Below are 16,951 nucleotides of genomic sequence, written 5' to 3'. Positions count from 1 at the left end.
ATGCAAACAACTTCCATCAAAAAAGTGACAAAGGAAGCATCAAATGTTTTAAGTATCAATATATCAAATCAGATTTAGTGTAAATAATAGTCTCCAAAATGCGGTAAAGCACATAGAACTCCGAACACTACGTTCGGGCTTCGCACATTCAAACCCGTTTTCGGTATCATAATCAGCATCTGTCGCCATTGTGCGAAGAATAAAAAATAACCAAAACGTTGAAAGGAACTGAGAATACGTTAAGAGAAGAATTAAATTAATGTATCAGCAAGTAGTGCTAAACAGCACCTTTATACTTCAGCCTATCTATAAATAATGAGAATGCCGAGCCAGCATGTCGACGGTGTGGATAGTACAGGTGATAACCGGGTAAATCTGGTGTGAATTTATCCAAAACACGTATCAGTTTTTTTTCTTTAATAGCCCGCTCCACCTGATCATAAGGTAGATACGCCAATCCATGCCCATCAATTGCAGCATCAATGATCAGATCTATCGTATTCAGTAAAAGCTGACCTTCCATGCGAACACGAACTTCACGTCCACCGCGTATTAATCTCCAGCGATTTGCTGTACCCGATGTGGGAAGATACAAATTAATTGCCTGATGATCTATTAATTGTGACACTGACGTTGGAGCACTTCGACGAGAAAAATAATCCGGTGAGCCAACAATAGCCATTGGTATGTCTGGCCCGATTCGAATGGCGATCATATCTTTATCCATCTCCCCACCCAGACGGACGCCTGCATCAAAACGTTCAGAAACGACATCGGTCAAACCATAATCAATGGTAAGCTGAATATCAATTTCAGGATGCGATTTCAGGAATGTGCGCATGGCTGGTAACAATATCGTTTTTGCTGCATGTTCTACAGTAGTAATACGTATTGTCCCGGATGGGCGGTTCTGCAGATCGCTCAGGGATGTCAGGGCAGAATCTATGTCATGCAACATAGGGCCAAGAACAGACAAAAGATGCTCGCCCGCTTCAGTGGGTACAACGCTGCGCGTGGTTCGCGTCAGAAGCCGCAATCCCAATCGTTCTTCTATACGGCGCACTATCTGGCTTAAAGCTGACTGCGCCATGCTCAGGCGGGCTGCTGCGCGAGTGAAGCTACGCTCCTCTGCAACAACGACAAACGCCATCAGATCAGCGATTTCTTCACGCTTCATTCAGTATCTCCATACAATCTATTAATCATTTAAATGATAGGTCTAATCATGATTTTGGGTCTAATCAACTTAATGATCAATATCTATAGTGATATCACCAACCGTTAAAACGAACCGACAACTCCATGAGGAACGGAATGATGAATAATAAAGTCAGCTTCACTAACAGCAATAATCCAACCATCTCTTTGTCTGCAGTGATCTATTTCCCTCCAAAATTTGATGAAACCCGTCAGTATCCGGCAATTGTGGTATCTCACCCAGGTGGGGGCGTTAAAGAGCAAACGGCCGGAACCTATGCCGAAAAACTGGCGGAAAAAGGATTTGTCACTATTGCTTATGACGCATCTTATCAAGGTGAAAGCGGCGGCGAGCCGCGTCAGTTAGAAAACCCATACATTCGTACTGAAGACGTCAGTGCCGTGATTGATTACCTGACAACGCTTTCTTATGTCGACAATACCCGAATTGGTGCGATGGGAATTTGTGCCGGTGCAGGATATACAGCCAATGCTGCAATTCAGGATCGCCGCATCAAGGCCATCGGTACTGTTAGTGCGGTCAATATTGGTTCGATGTTCCGTAATGGTTGGGAAAACAATGTGAAATCTATTGATGCCCTACCATACGTTGACGCGGGTTCAAACGCCCGAACCAGCGATATTAGCAGCGGAGAATACGCCACTATGCCACTGGCACCAATGAAGGAGTCCGATGCGCCGAACGAAGAACTGCGTCAGGCCTGGGAATATTACCACACCCCTCGCGCGCAGTATCCAACAGCACCGGGTTACGCTACTTTGCGCAGCCTTAACCAGATTATTACCTATGATGCTTACCATATGGCGGAAGTGTACCTGACTCAGCCGATACAGATTGTGGCGGGCAGCCTGGCTGGGAGCAAATGGATGAGTGACGACCTGTACGATCGAGCATCAAGCCAGGATAAACGCTATCACATTGTTGAAGGCGCAAACCATATGGATCTTTATGATGGCAAAGTCTATGTGGCTGAAGTAATTTCAGTATTAGCTCCGTTCTTTGAGGAAACTCTGTAATGAAACATATTCAAATCCGTAATAGTGATATGGCCTGGCATATTGCTGCCAATAATCTGGGAAAAGTTTCATGAAAAATGTACTGATTCTTGGTGCTGGCGGTCAGATAGCCCGCCATGTGATTAATCAACTGGCAGATAAACAAACCATTAAACAAACTTTATTTGCCCGTCAGCCAGCAAAAATCCACAAACCCTATCCAACTAATAGCAAGATTATTATGGGGGATGTACTGAATCATGCAGCACTGAAGCAGGCCATGCAGGGACAGGATGTTGTGTATGCCAACCTTACGGGGGAAGATTTAGATATTCAGGCAAATTCAGTGATCGCTGCGATGAAAGCCTGTGATGTTAAACGTCTGATCTTTGTTCTTTCCCTCGGTATTTATGATGAAGTTCCAGGAAAATTTGGCGAATGGAATAATGCAGTTATTGGTGAACCCCTAAAACCATTCCGCAGGGCTGCGGATGCAATTGAGGCTTCTGGACTGGAATATACAATTCTTCGCCCTGCCTGGCTGACTGATGAAGATATTATTGATTATGAGCTTACCTCACGCAATGAACCATTCAAAGGTACGATCGTATCACGTAAGAGTGTCGCAGCATTAATCACAGATATCATCGATAAACCTGAGAAACACATTGGTGAGAATATAGGCATCAATCAACCCGGGACTGATGGTGATAAGCCCTTCTTCATGTAAATCAATTATATAGCTACCATCGTACTGTACTATGTGCAGTACGATTTATTAAACTTATTAAGGTGAACTGATCAATCAGATGCGATTAACATGTGTAGAACCAGTAAGAATAAAATACGCCATGTATATAACATTACGACAATTCTAATATCTGCACATCAATGAAAATGCAAACAACTTCCGGCAAAAAAGTGATACAAGATCGATGACATAGCGTTGAAGAAAAGGATTTGATAATCCGCAAAATTTGCACAACACTGCCTGTAATACTTCCTGAACCAGAGACGATCATGACCGTAACTCGCCCACGCGCCGAACGCGGCGCATTTCCGCCCGGAACAGAACATTACGGACGTTCATTATTGGGCGCGCCGTTAATCTGGTTTCCGGCCCCTGCAGCCAGTCACGAAAGTGGTTTGATTCTGGCTGGCACTCACGGTGATGAAAACTCTTCGATCGTCACGCTCTCCTGTGCTCTGCGGACTTTGACACCTTCTTTGCGCCGCCATCATGTGGTGCTGTGTGTGAATCCTGACGGCTGCCAGTTAGGGTTACGGGCCAATGCTAATGGTGTGGATTTAAACCGAAACTTTCCGGCAGCGAACTGGAAGGAAGGTGAAACAGTTTATCGCTGGAACAGCGCCGCTGAAGAACGTGATGTTGTATTACTGACAGGTGACAAACCTGGCTCCGAACCTGAAACCCAGGCGCTGTGCCAGCTTATACACCGCATTCAACCTGCCTGGGTGGTCTCATTCCACGATCCGCTGGCCTGTATTGAAGATCCCAGACACAGCGAATTAGGTGAATGGCTGGCCCAGGCGTTTGAATTGCCTCTGGTAACCAGCGTCGGTTATGAAACGCCTGGCTCTTTCGGCAGTTGGTGTGCAGATCTCAACTTGCATTGCATCACCGCAGAGTTTCCACCCATCTCCTCCGACGAAGCCAGCGAAAAATATCTCTTTGCGATGGCAAACTTGCTGCGCTGGCATCCTAAAGATGCAATTCGCCCGTCGTGAACTGAAGCGCCGGTTCCACATCTACCGCCAGCCAGGTCGGTCCGTCAAGATCGGCGAAACTGACCTGCGGCACCAGCGGTAAAGCGGCGCTAATGGCACGAGAGGTACACAACATGCAGCCCAGCATCAGACGAAAACCTTGTGCACGCGCTTCAGTCGCCAGCGCCAGCGCTTCCGTCAGACCACCGGTTTTATCAAGCTTAATGTTAACCATCTCATAGCGCCCTTTCAGCGCCTTCAGATTGCTACGAGTATGACAACTTTCATCAGCACAAATCGGTAACGGATGAATAAAATTCTCCAGCGCCGCATCGTCCTGCGCAGGAAGCGGTTGTTCAAGCATCGCAACGCCTAAATCCGCCAATAGCTGGCAACGCGCCGCCAACCCTTCTGCACGCCAGGATTCATTTGCATCAACGATCAGCGTCGCATCGGGCACAGCTGTGCGAATTGCCACCATCCGCTCACTGATAAGATGGTTATCCAGCTTCACTTTCAGTAATTTCGCGCCTGCCTGCCAGAGTGTTGATGCACTATTGGCCATCTGATCAGGCGTACCGATGACTATCGTCTGTGCCGTGGTGACTGTCTCGGGAAGCGTTATGCCGATCAAATCAGCCAGCGATTGCTGCTGTTTTCGCGCCGCCAGATCCCACAATGCACAATCCAGCGCATTACGTGCTGCGCCGGCAGGGAGGATTTTTTGCAACTCCTCCCGTGTCAGCCCTTTCTCTAGTTGCGGCACGACGCTCATAATTTGCGCCATTACCGAGGCATCGCTTTCCCCATAACGCGGATACGGCGTGCATTCACCGGTGCCTTTGATACCCTCTTCTTCCAGTTCAACCACCACCACGCGCGCTTCACTGCGACTTCCCCGAGCAATCACAAACGGGGTATGTAAGGGCCAGGCCTCCTCAAATACCTTAACGGTTCTCATCTTTACTCCTTGTTGTCGCGGTGGTCTACGGATTAAGCGCAAATAGCGTTTGCTGTGTTATTGACAGTTAGCATAAACTAGGTGTGACGTTAACTATATGTAAACAGGAAAGATAATCATGTCACAAACCGTTCATTTCCAGGGCAACCCGGTTACAGTCGCCAATTCCATCCCGCAGGCGGGTAGCAAAGCGCAGACTTTTACTCTCGTGGCAAAAGATCTGTCTGACGTCACCCTCGGTCAGTTTGCGGGTAAACGCAAAGTGCTGAACATTTTCCCGAGTATTGATACCGGTGTTTGCGCCGCATCAGTACGTAAGTTTAACCAACTGGCAACCGAGATCGACAACACCGTTGTGCTGTGTATCTCTGCCGATCTGCCGTTCGCCCAGTCTCGTTTCTGCGGCGCAGAAGGTCTGAACAACGTTATCACCCTCTCCACTTTCCGTAACGCTGAATTCCTGCAAGCCTACGGTGTGGCAATTGCTGATGGCCCACTGAAAGGTCTGGCAGCGCGTGCCGTTGTGGTTATTGATGAAAATGACAATGTGATTTTCAGCCAGCTGGTGGATGAAATCACCACCGAGCCGGATTACGAAGCAGCTCTGGCTGTACTGAAAGCATAAGTTAATATGCCTGATGGTATTGCACCATCAGGCATATTCACGCTTACTCTTCGTTCTTCTTCTGACTCAGACCATATTCCCGCAACTTATTGGCAATCGCGGTATGTGAAACGCCGAGACGTTTTGCCAGTTTGCGCGTGCTGGGATAATTGCGATAAAGCTGGGTTAATACCGAGCGTTCAAAACGGCTGGTGATTTCGTCCAGCGAACCTTCCATCGCATCTTCGCCCACGGCTACCGTTGCGGCGTCATAATCCGGCAACAAAATATCCTGTGGACGCAGCTCATAACCGTCCAGTTGTGTCAGTGCACGATAGATAGCGTTCTTTAACTGCCGCACATTTCCCGGCCACGCATAACGCGTAAGTACAGTATTCAGATCAGCGGCCAGTTTCGGACGCGGCACGCCCTGCTCGTCGGCAAAGCGGGCGACGAACAGCTCGGTTAACGGCATGATGTCCTGCGGACAGTCACGTAGCGGCGGCAGATTGAGCGTCAACACGTTCAGACGATAATAGAGATCTTCACGGAACACGCCTTTTTGCACCAGTTCGACCAGATTCTTCTGCGTAGCGCAAATCACCCGCACATCGACATGCACCTCATGGTCTTCGCCAACCCGACGGAAGGTGCCATCATTAAGGAAACGCAGTAATTTCGCCTGCATCCGTGGTGACATCTCACCTATTTCATCCAACAGCACCGAACCACCGTTCGCCTGCTCAAAGAACCCTTTCTTCCCTTCCGGAGCATGACCAAACAGTTCACTCTCGACCGCATCTTCCGGTATAGACGCACAGTTCAGCGCCAGGTAAGGTTTGCTCGCTCTGGGGCTTGCCTGATGACAGGCGTAGGCAAAGAGATCTTTTCCGGTGCCGGTATCACCCGTAATCAGCAGTGGCGCGCTTAGCATCGCCAGTTTCTGCGCCTGTTCGACAACATGCTTCATTTTCGGGCTGACAGCGACAATTTGACTGAAGGCGCTGACATCCTGGGCGGCGACATTTTGCAACTGACGGCCCATACGAATCGTTGATCGCAGCATCACCACCGCACCGGTCAGGACGTGTTGATCATTTTCATCCTGAAGATAAACAGGCGTAATCTCCATCAGGAAATTCTGCCCATTAATAACGACATGCTCGTTATGCGAATCTTGCGGTTCGCTTTCCAGCCAGCGTAAAAAATTAAAGCCGTTAATCAATTGCGCGGCGGTATGGTTGCGCAGGCGATCCAATTTTTGCCCAAAAAGCTGACAGCTCGCCGGGTTCGCCATATCCACTTTGCTTTTCATATCGACAGAGAGCACAGGTTCAGGCAACGCCTCCAGTAACGCGCTCAACGCCAGATGCTCACGTTCGGAAGGCATCCACGGGACAGTACGCACATCGGTAACACCTGCAATACGGCGTATTTCGGCCATCAGACTGCTGAAACTCTCAAACTCCAGTTCAGCAAAATTGAGGTAGATTCGCCCAATGGGGTCAATCTCAATACCGCGTAAATCAATGCCTCTTAGCACGAGTAGATCGAGTAATTCGCGGGTCAGACCGAGTCGGTCTTCACAAAAGACTTCCAGACGCATGGGAACCTTCACCTGAAAAAAGAACAATTAATATGATGATATGACACTATTTGGATAGCAGGAAGGTTTCTGTCAACAATCATTGACACAAAGACGGAAAAACGGGCACTTCGGCGTAAAGATATCCGGTCAGCACCCGATATTGCATTATTTTTCGCTGGGCGTTTTGCCTTTTTGCAGAGTTTCTTTCACCTGACCGATAAGCTGACGACGGAAATCCCCGAGGCGTGGCTTGTCATCGTCAATCCACGGCAGCGGGCGGCAAAGCTCCATAGCTTTAATCCCGAGTCGTGCCGTCAGAAGTCCAGCACCAATCCCCTGAGCTGCCCGGGTAGACAAACGCGCAGCGAGATCTTGCGACATCCAGTCCATCCCCACTTCGCGCACCAGTTCGCTGGCTCCGGCGAAAGCGATATTCAGCAATACCAGCTTAAACAGGCGCAAACGGCTGTAATATCCCAGTTCAATGCCATACAGCGTGGCGATGCGATTAATCAAACGCAGATTGCGCCAGGCGATAAACGCCATATCCACCAGCGCCAGTGGGCTAACGGCAATCATTAACGTTGATTCCGCCGCTGAGCGGCTGATTTCGCGCCGCGCCTGGGCATCTAAAACTGGCTGGACCAGGTGAGCATACAAACTGACCACTTCACGATCGTTCTGCGTTTCATGGATTGAGGCATACCAGCGCTGCAGCGCCGGATGTGACTGATCGATGCCCGCCTGCTGCGCCAGTTTTTCGCAGAATGCACGGCCTTTACCCGTGCCGTGACTGTGCAACAAATCGCGCGCTTCATCGCGTTCATGGGCGCGCTGTCGCAAGCGCCATAAGCGCCGCCACTCTGTTACCACAGAACCTACGCCAGCGCCGATAATCAATGCCCCAGCGGCACATCCACCCAGCGCCACCCAGTCCTGGGTTTGCCAGGCGTTCATTGTCCACTGCACGCCCTGCCCGACAACGCTTGCGCCAAACAGAGCCAGCCCGCCCATCACCATTTTGCGCCACAGGCTGCGTTTCGGACGTAACGCTGCGTCCATCACCGCTTCAACTTGCCCCTCTTCTTCCTGTGCTTCGTCGAGCGTGGCCGGGGCAAAATTTTGCGCCTGATTTTCGTCAAAGGTCTGCTGCGCCCTGAATTTTGGATTCTGATCGGCCTCCAGTGGACCGTCGAAATCAATACGTGGTTTTAACGGTTCGGTCATCGCAATTTATCTCCTATTAAAAATTCCAGCGCAGCATCAAGACGAATATGCGGTAGCGGTTTGTCGACATCCATCACCTGCGGACGAAACGCCTCAAACTGGAAGCCTTGCTTATCCCAGAACGCCTGACCTGGCAAACGTGCGGGAACTTCGCCAGGATAAACAGTGAGCGGTGCGCCATCGCTGAGTCGATTACCGCGCAGCGCCGGGATTTTCTCACCGTTAACATCAATCATTCCGCTGGTGGTCGCCTGAACAGACGCCAGCCCCAGGCAGTCCATACTGATCCCTTCGAACGCCGCATTTTGCCATGCATCCTGAATCAGTTGTTGCAGCAATGAAACCATATTGGCGTGCTGATCGATGGTCACATGGTCCGCTTTAGTGGCAGCAAACAATAGCTTATCGATAACCGGCGAAAACAAACGCCGGAACAGGGTACGCTGCCCGTAGTGGAAACTTTGCATCAGCTGCGTCAGCGCCAGACGCATATCATTAAATGCCTGTGGCCCACTGTTGAGAGGTTGCAGGCAATCCACCAGCACAATCTGGCGGTCAAAGCGCAGAAAATGATTCTTATAGAACCCCTTCACCACTTTCTCGCAGTAATAATTAAACCGCTCGCGCAACATTCCGGCATTAGTGTGCTTATCGGCCTGCGCCAGTTTGGACTCGCCCCAGGCATCGACATCCGGCCACGGGAAGAATTGCAGCGCGGGTGCTCCTGCCATATCTCCCGGCAAGACAAAGCGCCCAGGCTGAATAAAGTGCAACCCCTGCTGTTTGCAGTGATGGAGATACTCGGTCCAGGCGGCGGCAATGTCTGCCAGCCGGTTTTCGTCGGCAGGCGCTAGCGGGTCCAGCCCTTCGCACATCATTCGCCATTTCGCCGACCATTCGCCGCGCTGACCATTGAGTAAGCCCGTCATCTGGCGCGACCAGCTTAAATAGTCCTGCGCCAGCATCGGCAGGTCGAGCAACCATTCGCCGGGGTAATCCACAATCTCCAGATACAGCGTGGAGGTATCCTTAAAGTGGCGCAGCAGCGAATCGTTCGATTTAAAACGTAACGCCAGGCGAATTTCACTGACACCGCGCGTAGGCGTCGGCCAGGCGGGAGGATCGCCATATAACTGCGCCAACCCTTCATCATAGGTGAAGCGCGGAATGCCAAAGTCACGCTGGGGAATGCGTTTTACGCCCAGCAGGCGCTCTTCACGCACCGCACTTAAAAGCGGCAAACGTGCTCCGGCATGAATATTGAGCAACTGATTAACCATCGCGGTGATAAACGCTGTTTTGCCGCTGCGGCTAAGTCCGGTTACAGCGAGGCGCAGATGTCTGTCGACACCCCGATTCACCAGCGCATTGAGTTCATTTTTAAGTCGCTTCATTGCTGTCCTGTGCTGCTCTGAAGACCAGAAAAAAAATCGTTCGTAAGGATATGAATGTGGGGGCCAGGCCATTGATTATCAACTACCCGTGTTGTCATCGACGGGCGAACTCCATAAGATGTGCAGCATTCACGTTCGGACGGAGTTCCTGACCTATGTCCCCTACTATTTATGATATTGCCAGGGTTGCAGGCGTATCAAAATCCACCGTATCACGCGTGCTGAATAAGCAAACCAATATCTCCCCGGAAGCGCGCGAAAAAGTGTTACGGGCCATTGAAGAATTACAGTATCAACCAAACAAGCTGGCCCGCGCGCTGACCTCTTCGGGTTTTGATGCCATTATGGTGATTTCTACTCGTTCGACCAAAACTACGGCGGGTAATCCATTTTTCTCTGAAGTTTTGCATGCCATCACCGCCAAAGCAGAAGAAGAAGGTTTCGACGTGATATTACAAACGTCGCACAATCCGGCAGAAGATCTGCAAAAATGCGAAAGCAAAATTAAGCAGAAAATGATTAAAGGCATTATTATGCTAAGTTCGCCTGCCGATGAATCCTTCTTTGCACAACTCGACAAATACGAGATCCCGGTGGTGGTGATCGGTAAAGTTGAAGGTCAATACAGCCATGTTTATTCCGTCGATACCGATAATTATGGCGACAGTATTGCGCTGACCAATGCGTTAATTGAAAGCGGGCATAAGAATATAGCCTGCCTGCATGCGCCGCTTGATGTACAAGTTTCAGTGGATCGGGTAAATGGTTATAAGCAAAGTCTGGCTACGCATAATATTGCAGTGCGTGATGAATGGATTGTTGACGGCGGTTATACCCATGAGACAGCATTAAAAGCAGCACGGGAATTATTAAGCCAGTCACCGTTGCCTGAGGCAGTGTTTGCTACTGACAGCCTGAAATTAATGAGTATTTATCGTGCGGCGGCAGAGAAAAACATTGCTATTCCGCAGCAGTTAGCGGTGGTGGGTTATAGTAATGAAACGCTGTCGTTTATATTAACGCCTGCACCAGGCGGCATCGATGTTCCGACGCAGGAGTTAGGTCAACAAAGCTGCGAGTTATTATTCCAGTTAATTGCCGGAAAACCGTCACCACAAAATATTACCGTTGCTACGCATATGTCGTTGAAATAAATGTATGCCGGATTTGGCGCTCGCCCCGCATCCGGCAATTTAGCACATTATCAGAACGAGTAATTCACCCCAACACCCGCATAATGGAATTTATCGCTGTCGCCTTCGTCGTGATCCTGCCACTCAAACGCGTATTCCAGCGAAACGGAAAGACCATTCTGGAAATCATAACCGTAAAATAAACCCACACGGTTAAAATCATGGCCTTCACGTTCAATATCATCCTGCCAGTCCCAGTTACTCCAGCGATCCAGCCCAATGCGCGTATACGGCGTCACCGAGTGGTTGCCGAGCGTCAGCGGCAAATAGGCGCGAATTTCTTGCGTGGAAAACTCACCGTTATTGCGGCTATCATCCATATTGAAACCACGCTCGAGATAATAGTTCACTCGCAAGGCAACCGTTTCGTTGAAGGTATATTGCAGACCCGTTTCCGTTTCGACACGGGTATCAGCATAACCGGTCGTATTCAGATCGTTGGCAAATTTATACATCGACAGCCAACCGTTGAAACGTAAATCGTCAGTCAGTTTCACATCCCAGTCTGGCGCGATTTTCCAGCGCTGCATATTTGCCGTGTCTTTACCCGGTTCATCAACGTAGTGATAACCATAGTTACGGAAACCACCAGTCAGACCGAGACTGAAATCATCGCTTTCGAGGAACTGATAATGTACCTCCAGCTCCGGGCGATCAAACCACGTTCCACGTTTACCCGCGCTATAATCTACCGGCCCTTCCTGATAATAGGCCAGAGAAATTCTCCACGGCCCGTTGGCGGCATTAAAATAGACAGAAGGCTCTGCCAGCCCATCCATATCTTCGATATAACCCTCGACGTTTTCTATTTCGTACATCGCGCCGATATTAAAGTGCCAGTTGTTCTTTTCCTCGGCCTGTGCGCAGGCCATTCCCGCACACATCACCAGTGCGGTACAGGGTAATAACTTTTTCATTATTGTTCCTTGTATTATCCTGGGAGAATGCCTTCCCCCTGTATTTAGCAAATTGCTATTTCCGTTTCTGCATCAAAGAAATGACATTTAGTCATATCAAAATGAATAGTGATATTTTCTCCTGCATGATAATCATTTAACGCACCAGCACGGACCACTAACTCGTGCCCCCCAACCGTGGTGTAGAGCATAAATTCCGCACCGGTTAATTCCGCCACGCTAATTTTGGCGGAAATGTTATTTTCTTCTTGCGCATCCGGATGAATATCCTCCGGGCGTATTCCCATCACAATGGGTTTATGTAAACTTTCCTGCGTTTTCAGAACCGCTAATTTCTCTTCGGGAATGGTTAATTTAAGTGTTTCCGTAACGAATTTATCGCCATCGATCGTGCCGCGAATAAAATTCATTGCTGGTGACCCAATAAATCCGGCAACAAACATATTCGCCGGTTGGTTATAGACCGTTTTCGGCGCACCGACCTGCTGAACAATCCCATCCTTCATAATGACAATCCGCGTCGCCATGGTCATCGCTTCGGTCTGATCGTGGGTCACGTAGATCATGGTGGTGTTCAGTTTCTGATGCAGCTTGCTGATCTCTGCGCGCATTTGCACACGCAGCTTGGCATCCAGGTTAGAGAGCGGCTCATCCATTAAAAACACGCCCGCTTCGCGCACAATCGCCCGCCCAAGCGCCACTTGCTGACGTTGCCCGCCGGAAAGCGCGCCCGGCTTGCGTTTCAGGTACTCACGCAGGCCGAGGATTTGCGCCGCCCAGTTAACCCGCTCATCAATCATCTCTTTGGCGATTTTTTGTATCTTCAGGCCAAACGCCATGTTGTCGTAGACCGTCATATGCGGATACAGCGCGTAGTTCTGGAACACCATCGCGATATTGCGTGCTTTGGCTGGAACGTCATTCATTCGTTTGCCGTCGATCAACAGCTCACCGCCGCTGATCTCCTCAAGCCCGGCAATCATACGCAGGGTGGTCGATTTACCGCAGCCCGACGGACCGACAAACACGATGAACTCTTTATCGGCAATCTCCAGGCTGAAGTCCTTCACCACATGCACCTGGTTATCGTAGATCTTTTGAATATGTTGTAACGAAAGCTGTGCCATGTTGATTCCTTTGCTATACGTTTTGCCAGAAGGCCGATAACCGCGGCCAGGTCAGGGAGTCCGTTGAGGGCAACAATAATTGCGCCCCGGTTAAGCCCGCGCCGATCCCCACCGAGCGCATACCGCTGGCGTTAATGGCGTCAATGCCCGCCTGCGCATCTTCAATGCCGATACATGCCTGTGGCGGCACGCCCAGCCCTGCACAGGCGGCGAGAAAGATTTCCGGGTCCGGTTTCGAATTTTTGAGTTGGGAAGCGTCCGCGCAGAAGGTGAAAAACTCGCGCAGCTCCAGCGCTGCTAAAATCGTCGGCGCATTCAGGGAGACAGAAGCCAGCCCAACTGGAATCTGCTGTGCCCGGAGATCTACCAGCAAATTGTGAATGCCAGGCAGCACAGCATTAACCGTCAGTTCGCGCAGTGAGTGGACGTAAAGCAGATTTTTGCGATACGCCAGTTGCGCCCGTTCCTGTGGGTTAAAATCGCCCTCTTTACCCCCGTGCTGCAGAATTCGCCGCAGGGACTCATCGCGGCTGATCCCTTTTAGGAATTCGTTAAACTGCGCATCAATGCTGATGCCAATTTCAGCGGCAATCTGCTGCCACGCCTGGAAATGCAGATGCGCGGTATCGGTGATTACTCCATCCAGATCGAAAATTACCCCTTGCAGTTTCATTCACCCTCCTGATGCGTGGTAGCGGTCCCATTGAAGGGCAAAATAAAATCCCCCAAACAGAAAACAGATTCTTCAGCGACGTAAATAAGCTGACCGTTCAAACGCAGTGAAACAGGCGCAGAAGTTCGAATCGCAATACGCTGCGCGTCGAGAGTGACCTGTAATTCGCAGCCCTGCCAGAACAGAGGGAAAGACAACTGTTGCCACTGCTCAGGTAACGCCGGATTGAGATGTAATTCACCGTCACGCACGCTCACCCCGGCAAAACCCTGAATCGCCCCCAGCCAGATAGCGCCAGTTGCGGCAGCGTGGATACCGTCATCACAGCTATGCGGATCAGCACCAAGATCGATTTCAGTCCCCTCGCGCCAGAACTGATAACTTTGGGTCAGCAGGCCACAGCGTGCGGCAACAATGCCGTGGATTGCTTTACTTAATGACGAGTCGTGAATAGTGCGCGGTTCATAAAATTGCAGATTGGCAAGACACGATGCCGCTGAGAACTGCTCCGGCAGCATGTAATTGAGCATCACCACATCAGCTTGTTTGAGGATCTGCATCTCGTTCACTTCTGCGCGTGAATAATCCAGCAGAATGGTTTGCTTCCCCGCCGCCGCTTTGTATTTCGCCAGATTAATCACCGGCTTAGCCATAAACGAATCATCCTGCGGCAAAACGCCGTCGGGCTGAATTTCTGGCAGCCGCAGTTCTTTGAGGTACATTTCTGCACGATGAATAAACGCGTCGTCGCTACAGCCAAACTGACGAGCGATATTCAGCGCCTGCTGGACGTTGTAATACGCCATATAGCTGGTGAAGGCGTTATTATTGACATGTTCGGTATATTCGTCTGGCCCAATAACATCATGAATTTCCAGACGCTCGTTAACCCTCACCGCGCGGCTAATCCAGAACTTTGCCGTCTCCAGAAGTAGCGCCATGCCTTCATGAGCAATGAAACTTTCATCCCCCGTGGTCCGCCAGTATTGAATCACCGCCCAGGCGATATCGGCGACCAGATGGTGTTCCGCCTGCGCAGAGGCCACTTTTTGCCGCAGCCCGGTACGAATGTTAATGGCGGCAAATTCCGGCGTCTCTTCTTCGCCGCTACGCGCGCTTTCCCACGGAAACAGAGCGCCCTGCCAGCCGTTGCGTCGCGCTTTCTCCTGCGCGCCAGGCAAGTTGTGCCAGCGATAACGCAGTAAACTTCGGGCAACCGTCGGATCGCTAAACAGATGGAACGGTAGCAAAAATACTTCTGTATCCCAGAAAACGTGGCCTTTGTAGCCTTCGCCGGTTAAACCTTTCGCCGCAATGCTGCTGCGCTCATCGTGGGCAGGCGTCATGATGCGCAGGTGATAAAGCGCATAATCTAATGCTTGCTGATCGTGCGCATCGCGGCCGTTTACCGTGATACGACGTTTCTGCCACCATTGACGCCAGTTTTCTGTTGATGCTGCAAGAAGTTGGTCGTAACTCTGCTGCGCGCACATTTCAAGCTGACGAAGCGACGCACTGCCCCATTCGTCTAAAGCGGCTTGTCTGTCGTCCCGCCAGTCGATCCACACCAGTTTTTGCAGCGTCAGCGTCTCACCTGCGTGAAGCTGCGCGCAGGTATGTTGCAATAAACGGCGCTCTTTGGCGGTATAGCATTGCTGCACATCACCGCTCACCTTACAGCAACAGCTGATGGCCACATCACTACGCCCATCCTGGGTGGTGTAGATCCCCTGCATCAGATGCTGACCAAACACCCGCACCTGGATTTCGTCAATATGCTGGCGACCGTGGTTGGTTTGCGTGGCGTCAATGCCTGTTGAAATCAGCACTGACGCGTCGGCGTCCAGTGGAGTAATAGTGATTTCCAGCGCAATGAGCGGCAGTTGGTCTGCCGAAACAAAGCGACGGCTGGCGATGGTGTAACCAGTGCCGTTGCTGGTACGCCAGACAACGTTGCGACGTAATTCGCCACTGGCAAAGTTAAGCTCACGCTGCCATGCTTCGCGGGATAACGAGAAAATCTCACCATTTATGGCAATCTCCATCCCCACGACATCAGGCAGGTTCACCAGTTCGTTGATTTCTCCTTTACCCGCTCGATGATACAGCCCCGCCAGATACATCCCACGGGTCTGGCGCGTGTAATCTTCTTCATGGCTGGCACGAAGCCCAAGATAGCCGTTCCCCTGCGCCATCAGCGAAGCATACTTGTTCAGGGTATGCTGGCTGAAATGGGGTTCTGATAACGTTACTGGCCTGGTCATAATTCCACACGCGTCCCTGTTTCCGCGGATTGATACAACGCCGCCACCAGTTGCTGGATGATGTACCCCTGCTCGGCGTCGGCTATCATCACGGGCTTGCCCTGTACGTGATTGATAAAGGCTTCCATGCTGCGCAAATGGCGGTTGTCGTCTGCCATTTCCCGTTGCATCAGCGTCATTAATTCACCGTTGTTATCGGTGTAGATATGTGCCGGAAACAGCGTCGCACCGGCTTTATCACCACAAAAGCTGACATTCATAATCGACTGTTCGCGGATGTTGAGTGCAAATGACGTTTCCAGCCACAGAATGCCGCCGTTATGAAATTCAATGGTGCCAAACAGCGAATCTTCAACGCTGTAAGTTGCCGGGTCCCACTCGCCAAATTGACCACAGCTCTTTTGCGTGCCGATCTTTTGAAAGCTATGCGCATTCACGCTTTTCACCGCCGGAAAGCCCAGCACATACATCGCAGCATCCAGCATATGAATGCCGATGTCGATCAGCGGGCCACCACCCTGCAGTTCTTTATTGGTAAAGACACCCCAGCCGGGAACGCCGCTGCGACGCAGGGCGCGGGCGGTGGTAACGTAAATCTCTCCCAAAACGCCGTTGGTCACCTGTTCACGCAGCTGTTGCGTATCGAACGCAAAACGATGGTGAAAGTCGTAGGCCAGCACCTTGCCCTGTTTGCGCGCGGTATCGCACATTTCCCGCGCCTGTTCTGCCGTCATGGCGGGCGGTTTTTCGCACATCACATGGCAGCCCGCTTCAAGCGCCATCAGGGTATGTTCGTAATGAAAACGGTTCGGTGAGCAGACGCTAACCACATCAGGTTTCACCGCCAGCAGCATGGCCTGCGGATCGTCCCACAAGGATGCATTACCGTATTTTTCTGCCAGCGCCTGCGCCTGGGAAAGGCGGCTGTCACAGACGGCCACCAGTTCCAGATCGTTGCGGGTGCAGTAGTACGAAGCATGAACCTTATCCGCCACCTGGCCTGCGCCGATTATCGCGACACGCAGCGGAGAGCTTGTCATTGCACTTTTCACAAAGACCTC

The 16,951-nt window shown here is 50.8% G+C and carries 15 protein-coding genes; 5 read left to right on the top strand and 10 right to left on the bottom strand.

Annotated features, from left to right (window positions below; all coding sequences use genetic code 11):
• Positions 1–277: 277 nt before the first annotated feature.
• The gene (gene pgrR / locus ACJHX4_RS14055; RefSeq protein ID WP_000817700.1) at positions 278–1,177 is read right to left on the bottom strand and encodes a DNA-binding transcriptional regulator PgrR; all 900 of its coding nucleotides are present in this window, start codon (positions 1,175–1,177) and stop codon (positions 278–280) included.
• Between the two features lie 137 nt (positions 1,178–1,314).
• On the opposite strand from pgrR, the gene ACJHX4_RS14050 reads away from it, so the two are divergent.
• The 3 genes from ACJHX4_RS14050 to mpaA all read left to right on the top strand — a co-directional run bounded on the left by ACJHX4_RS14050 (position 1,315) and on the right by mpaA (position 3,963).
• On the top strand, positions 1,315–2,235 hold the full coding sequence (locus tag ACJHX4_RS14050) for an alpha/beta hydrolase (RefSeq protein ID WP_001385323.1): 921 nt from the start codon (positions 1,315–1,317) through the stop codon (positions 2,233–2,235).
• Between the two features lie 70 nt (positions 2,236–2,305).
• Complete coding sequence (locus ACJHX4_RS14045; protein WP_000800177.1) at positions 2,306–2,944, top strand: SDR family oxidoreductase; 639 nt, start codon at positions 2,306–2,308, stop codon at positions 2,942–2,944.
• A 290-nt stretch (positions 2,945–3,234) separates the two neighbouring features.
• Complete coding sequence (gene mpaA, locus ACJHX4_RS14040) at positions 3,235–3,963, top strand: murein tripeptide amidase MpaA (RefSeq protein WP_001296042.1); 729 nt, start codon at positions 3,235–3,237, stop codon at positions 3,961–3,963.
• Here mpaA and ycjG read toward each other — a convergent pair.
• Positions 3,938–4,903 carry an L-Ala-D/L-Glu epimerase gene (ycjG, locus tag ACJHX4_RS14035; protein ID WP_001261210.1) on the bottom strand — a complete coding sequence of 322 codons (966 nt, stop codon included), beginning with the start codon at positions 4,901–4,903 and terminating at the stop codon, positions 3,938–3,940. The genes mpaA and ycjG overlap by 26 nt on opposite strands.
• 118 nt (positions 4,904–5,021) lie before the next feature.
• Between ycjG and tpx the strand changes: the two genes are divergently transcribed.
• On the top strand, positions 5,022–5,528 hold the full coding sequence (tpx, locus tag ACJHX4_RS14030) for a thiol peroxidase (protein ID WP_000084387.1): 507 nt from the start codon (positions 5,022–5,024) through the stop codon (positions 5,526–5,528).
• 43 nt (positions 5,529–5,571) lie between these two features.
• Here the strand turns inward: tpx and tyrR are convergent, their stop codons facing one another.
• The 3 genes from tyrR to ACJHX4_RS14015 all read right to left on the bottom strand — a co-directional run bounded on the left by tyrR (position 5,572) and on the right by ACJHX4_RS14015 (position 9,716).
• On the bottom strand, positions 5,572–7,113 hold the full coding sequence (gene tyrR, locus ACJHX4_RS14025; RefSeq protein ID WP_001296041.1) for a transcriptional regulator TyrR: 1,542 nt from the start codon (positions 7,111–7,113) through the stop codon (positions 5,572–5,574).
• Positions 7,114–7,260: 147 nt separating this feature from the next.
• On the bottom strand, positions 7,261–8,322 hold the full coding sequence (locus ACJHX4_RS14020) for a YcjF family protein (protein WP_001531648.1): 1,062 nt from the start codon (positions 8,320–8,322) through the stop codon (positions 7,261–7,263).
• Positions 8,319–9,716 (bottom strand): YcjX family protein, encoded by a 1,398-nt coding sequence (locus ACJHX4_RS14015; RefSeq protein ID WP_001296040.1) that lies wholly within the window; start codon positions 9,714–9,716, stop codon positions 8,319–8,321. Before ACJHX4_RS14015 ends, ACJHX4_RS14020 begins: the two co-directional genes overlap by 4 nt.
• A gap of 155 nt (positions 9,717–9,871) precedes the next feature.
• Between ACJHX4_RS14015 and ACJHX4_RS14010 the strand changes: the two genes are divergently transcribed.
• On the top strand, positions 9,872–10,870 hold the full coding sequence (locus tag ACJHX4_RS14010; RefSeq protein WP_000075392.1) for a LacI family DNA-binding transcriptional regulator: 999 nt from the start codon (positions 9,872–9,874) through the stop codon (positions 10,868–10,870).
• Positions 10,871–10,920: 50 nt separating this feature from the next.
• Here ACJHX4_RS14010 and ompG read toward each other — a convergent pair whose 3' ends face one another.
• From ompG to ACJHX4_RS13985, 5 genes are read right to left on the bottom strand one after another with little or no spacing between them, the layout of a single operon-like run.
• On the bottom strand, positions 10,921–11,826 hold the full coding sequence (ompG, locus tag ACJHX4_RS14005) for a monomeric porin OmpG (protein ID WP_001531647.1): 906 nt from the start codon (positions 11,824–11,826) through the stop codon (positions 10,921–10,923).
• A gap of 44 nt (positions 11,827–11,870) precedes the next feature.
• Positions 11,871–12,953 carry an ABC transporter ATP-binding protein gene (locus tag ACJHX4_RS14000; RefSeq protein ID WP_001531646.1) on the bottom strand — a complete coding sequence of 361 codons (1,083 nt, stop codon included), beginning with the start codon at positions 12,951–12,953 and terminating at the stop codon, positions 11,871–11,873.
• A gap of 13 nt (positions 12,954–12,966) precedes the next feature.
• On the bottom strand, positions 12,967–13,626 hold the full coding sequence (pgmB, locus tag ACJHX4_RS13995; RefSeq protein ID WP_000775770.1) for a beta-phosphoglucomutase: 660 nt from the start codon (positions 13,624–13,626) through the stop codon (positions 12,967–12,969).
• Positions 13,623–15,890 carry a kojibiose phosphorylase gene (gene ycjT / locus ACJHX4_RS13990; RefSeq protein ID WP_000198022.1) on the bottom strand — a complete coding sequence of 756 codons (2,268 nt, stop codon included), beginning with the start codon at positions 15,888–15,890 and terminating at the stop codon, positions 13,623–13,625. Before ycjT ends, pgmB begins: the two co-directional genes overlap by 4 nt.
• Entirely contained in the window at positions 15,887–16,942 is a 1,056-nt protein-coding gene (locus tag ACJHX4_RS13985) for a Gfo/Idh/MocA family protein (protein WP_000833571.1), read from the bottom strand. Before ACJHX4_RS13985 ends, ycjT begins: the two co-directional genes overlap by 4 nt.
• Positions 16,943–16,951 lie beyond the last annotated feature (9 nt).

This window comes from Escherichia sp. WS2035, assembly GCF_046487065.1.
GTDB lineage: Bacteria > Pseudomonadota > Gammaproteobacteria > Enterobacterales > Enterobacteriaceae > Escherichia > Escherichia coli.
Note: the sequence above shows the minus strand (reverse complement) of the source record. Positions and strands in the feature narration are given on the sequence as shown.

Coding starts and splice junctions, on each gene's coding strand:
- pgrR (WP_000817700.1), bottom strand. CDS start 1,177: ATGAAGCGTGAAGAAATCGCTGATCTGATGGCGTTTGTCGTTGTTGCA.
- ACJHX4_RS14050 (WP_001385323.1), top strand. CDS start 1,315: ATGATGAATAATAAAGTCAGCTTCACTAACAGCAATAATCCAACCATC.
- ACJHX4_RS14045 (WP_000800177.1), top strand. CDS start 2,306: ATGAAAAATGTACTGATTCTTGGTGCTGGCGGTCAGATAGCCCGCCAT.
- mpaA (WP_001296042.1), top strand. CDS start 3,235: ATGACCGTAACTCGCCCACGCGCCGAACGCGGCGCATTTCCGCCCGGA.
- ycjG (WP_001261210.1), bottom strand. CDS start 4,903: ATGAGAACCGTTAAGGTATTTGAGGAGGCCTGGCCCTTACATACCCCG.
- tpx (WP_000084387.1), top strand. CDS start 5,022: ATGTCACAAACCGTTCATTTCCAGGGCAACCCGGTTACAGTCGCCAAT.
- tyrR (WP_001296041.1), bottom strand. CDS start 7,113: ATGCGTCTGGAAGTCTTTTGTGAAGACCGACTCGGTCTGACCCGCGAA.
- ACJHX4_RS14020 (WP_001531648.1), bottom strand. CDS start 8,322: ATGACCGAACCGTTAAAACCACGTATTGATTTCGACGGTCCACTGGAG.
- ACJHX4_RS14015 (WP_001296040.1), bottom strand. CDS start 9,716: ATGAAGCGACTTAAAAATGAACTCAATGCGCTGGTGAATCGGGGTGTC.
- ACJHX4_RS14010 (WP_000075392.1), top strand. CDS start 9,872: ATGTCCCCTACTATTTATGATATTGCCAGGGTTGCAGGCGTATCAAAA.
- ompG (WP_001531647.1), bottom strand. CDS start 11,826: ATGAAAAAGTTATTACCCTGTACCGCACTGGTGATGTGTGCGGGAATG.
- ACJHX4_RS14000 (WP_001531646.1), bottom strand. CDS start 12,953: ATGGCACAGCTTTCGTTACAACATATTCAAAAGATCTACGATAACCAG.
- pgmB (WP_000775770.1), bottom strand. CDS start 13,626: ATGAAACTGCAAGGGGTAATTTTCGATCTGGATGGAGTAATCACCGAT.
- ycjT (WP_000198022.1), bottom strand. CDS start 15,890: ATGACCAGGCCAGTAACGTTATCAGAACCCCATTTCAGCCAGCATACC.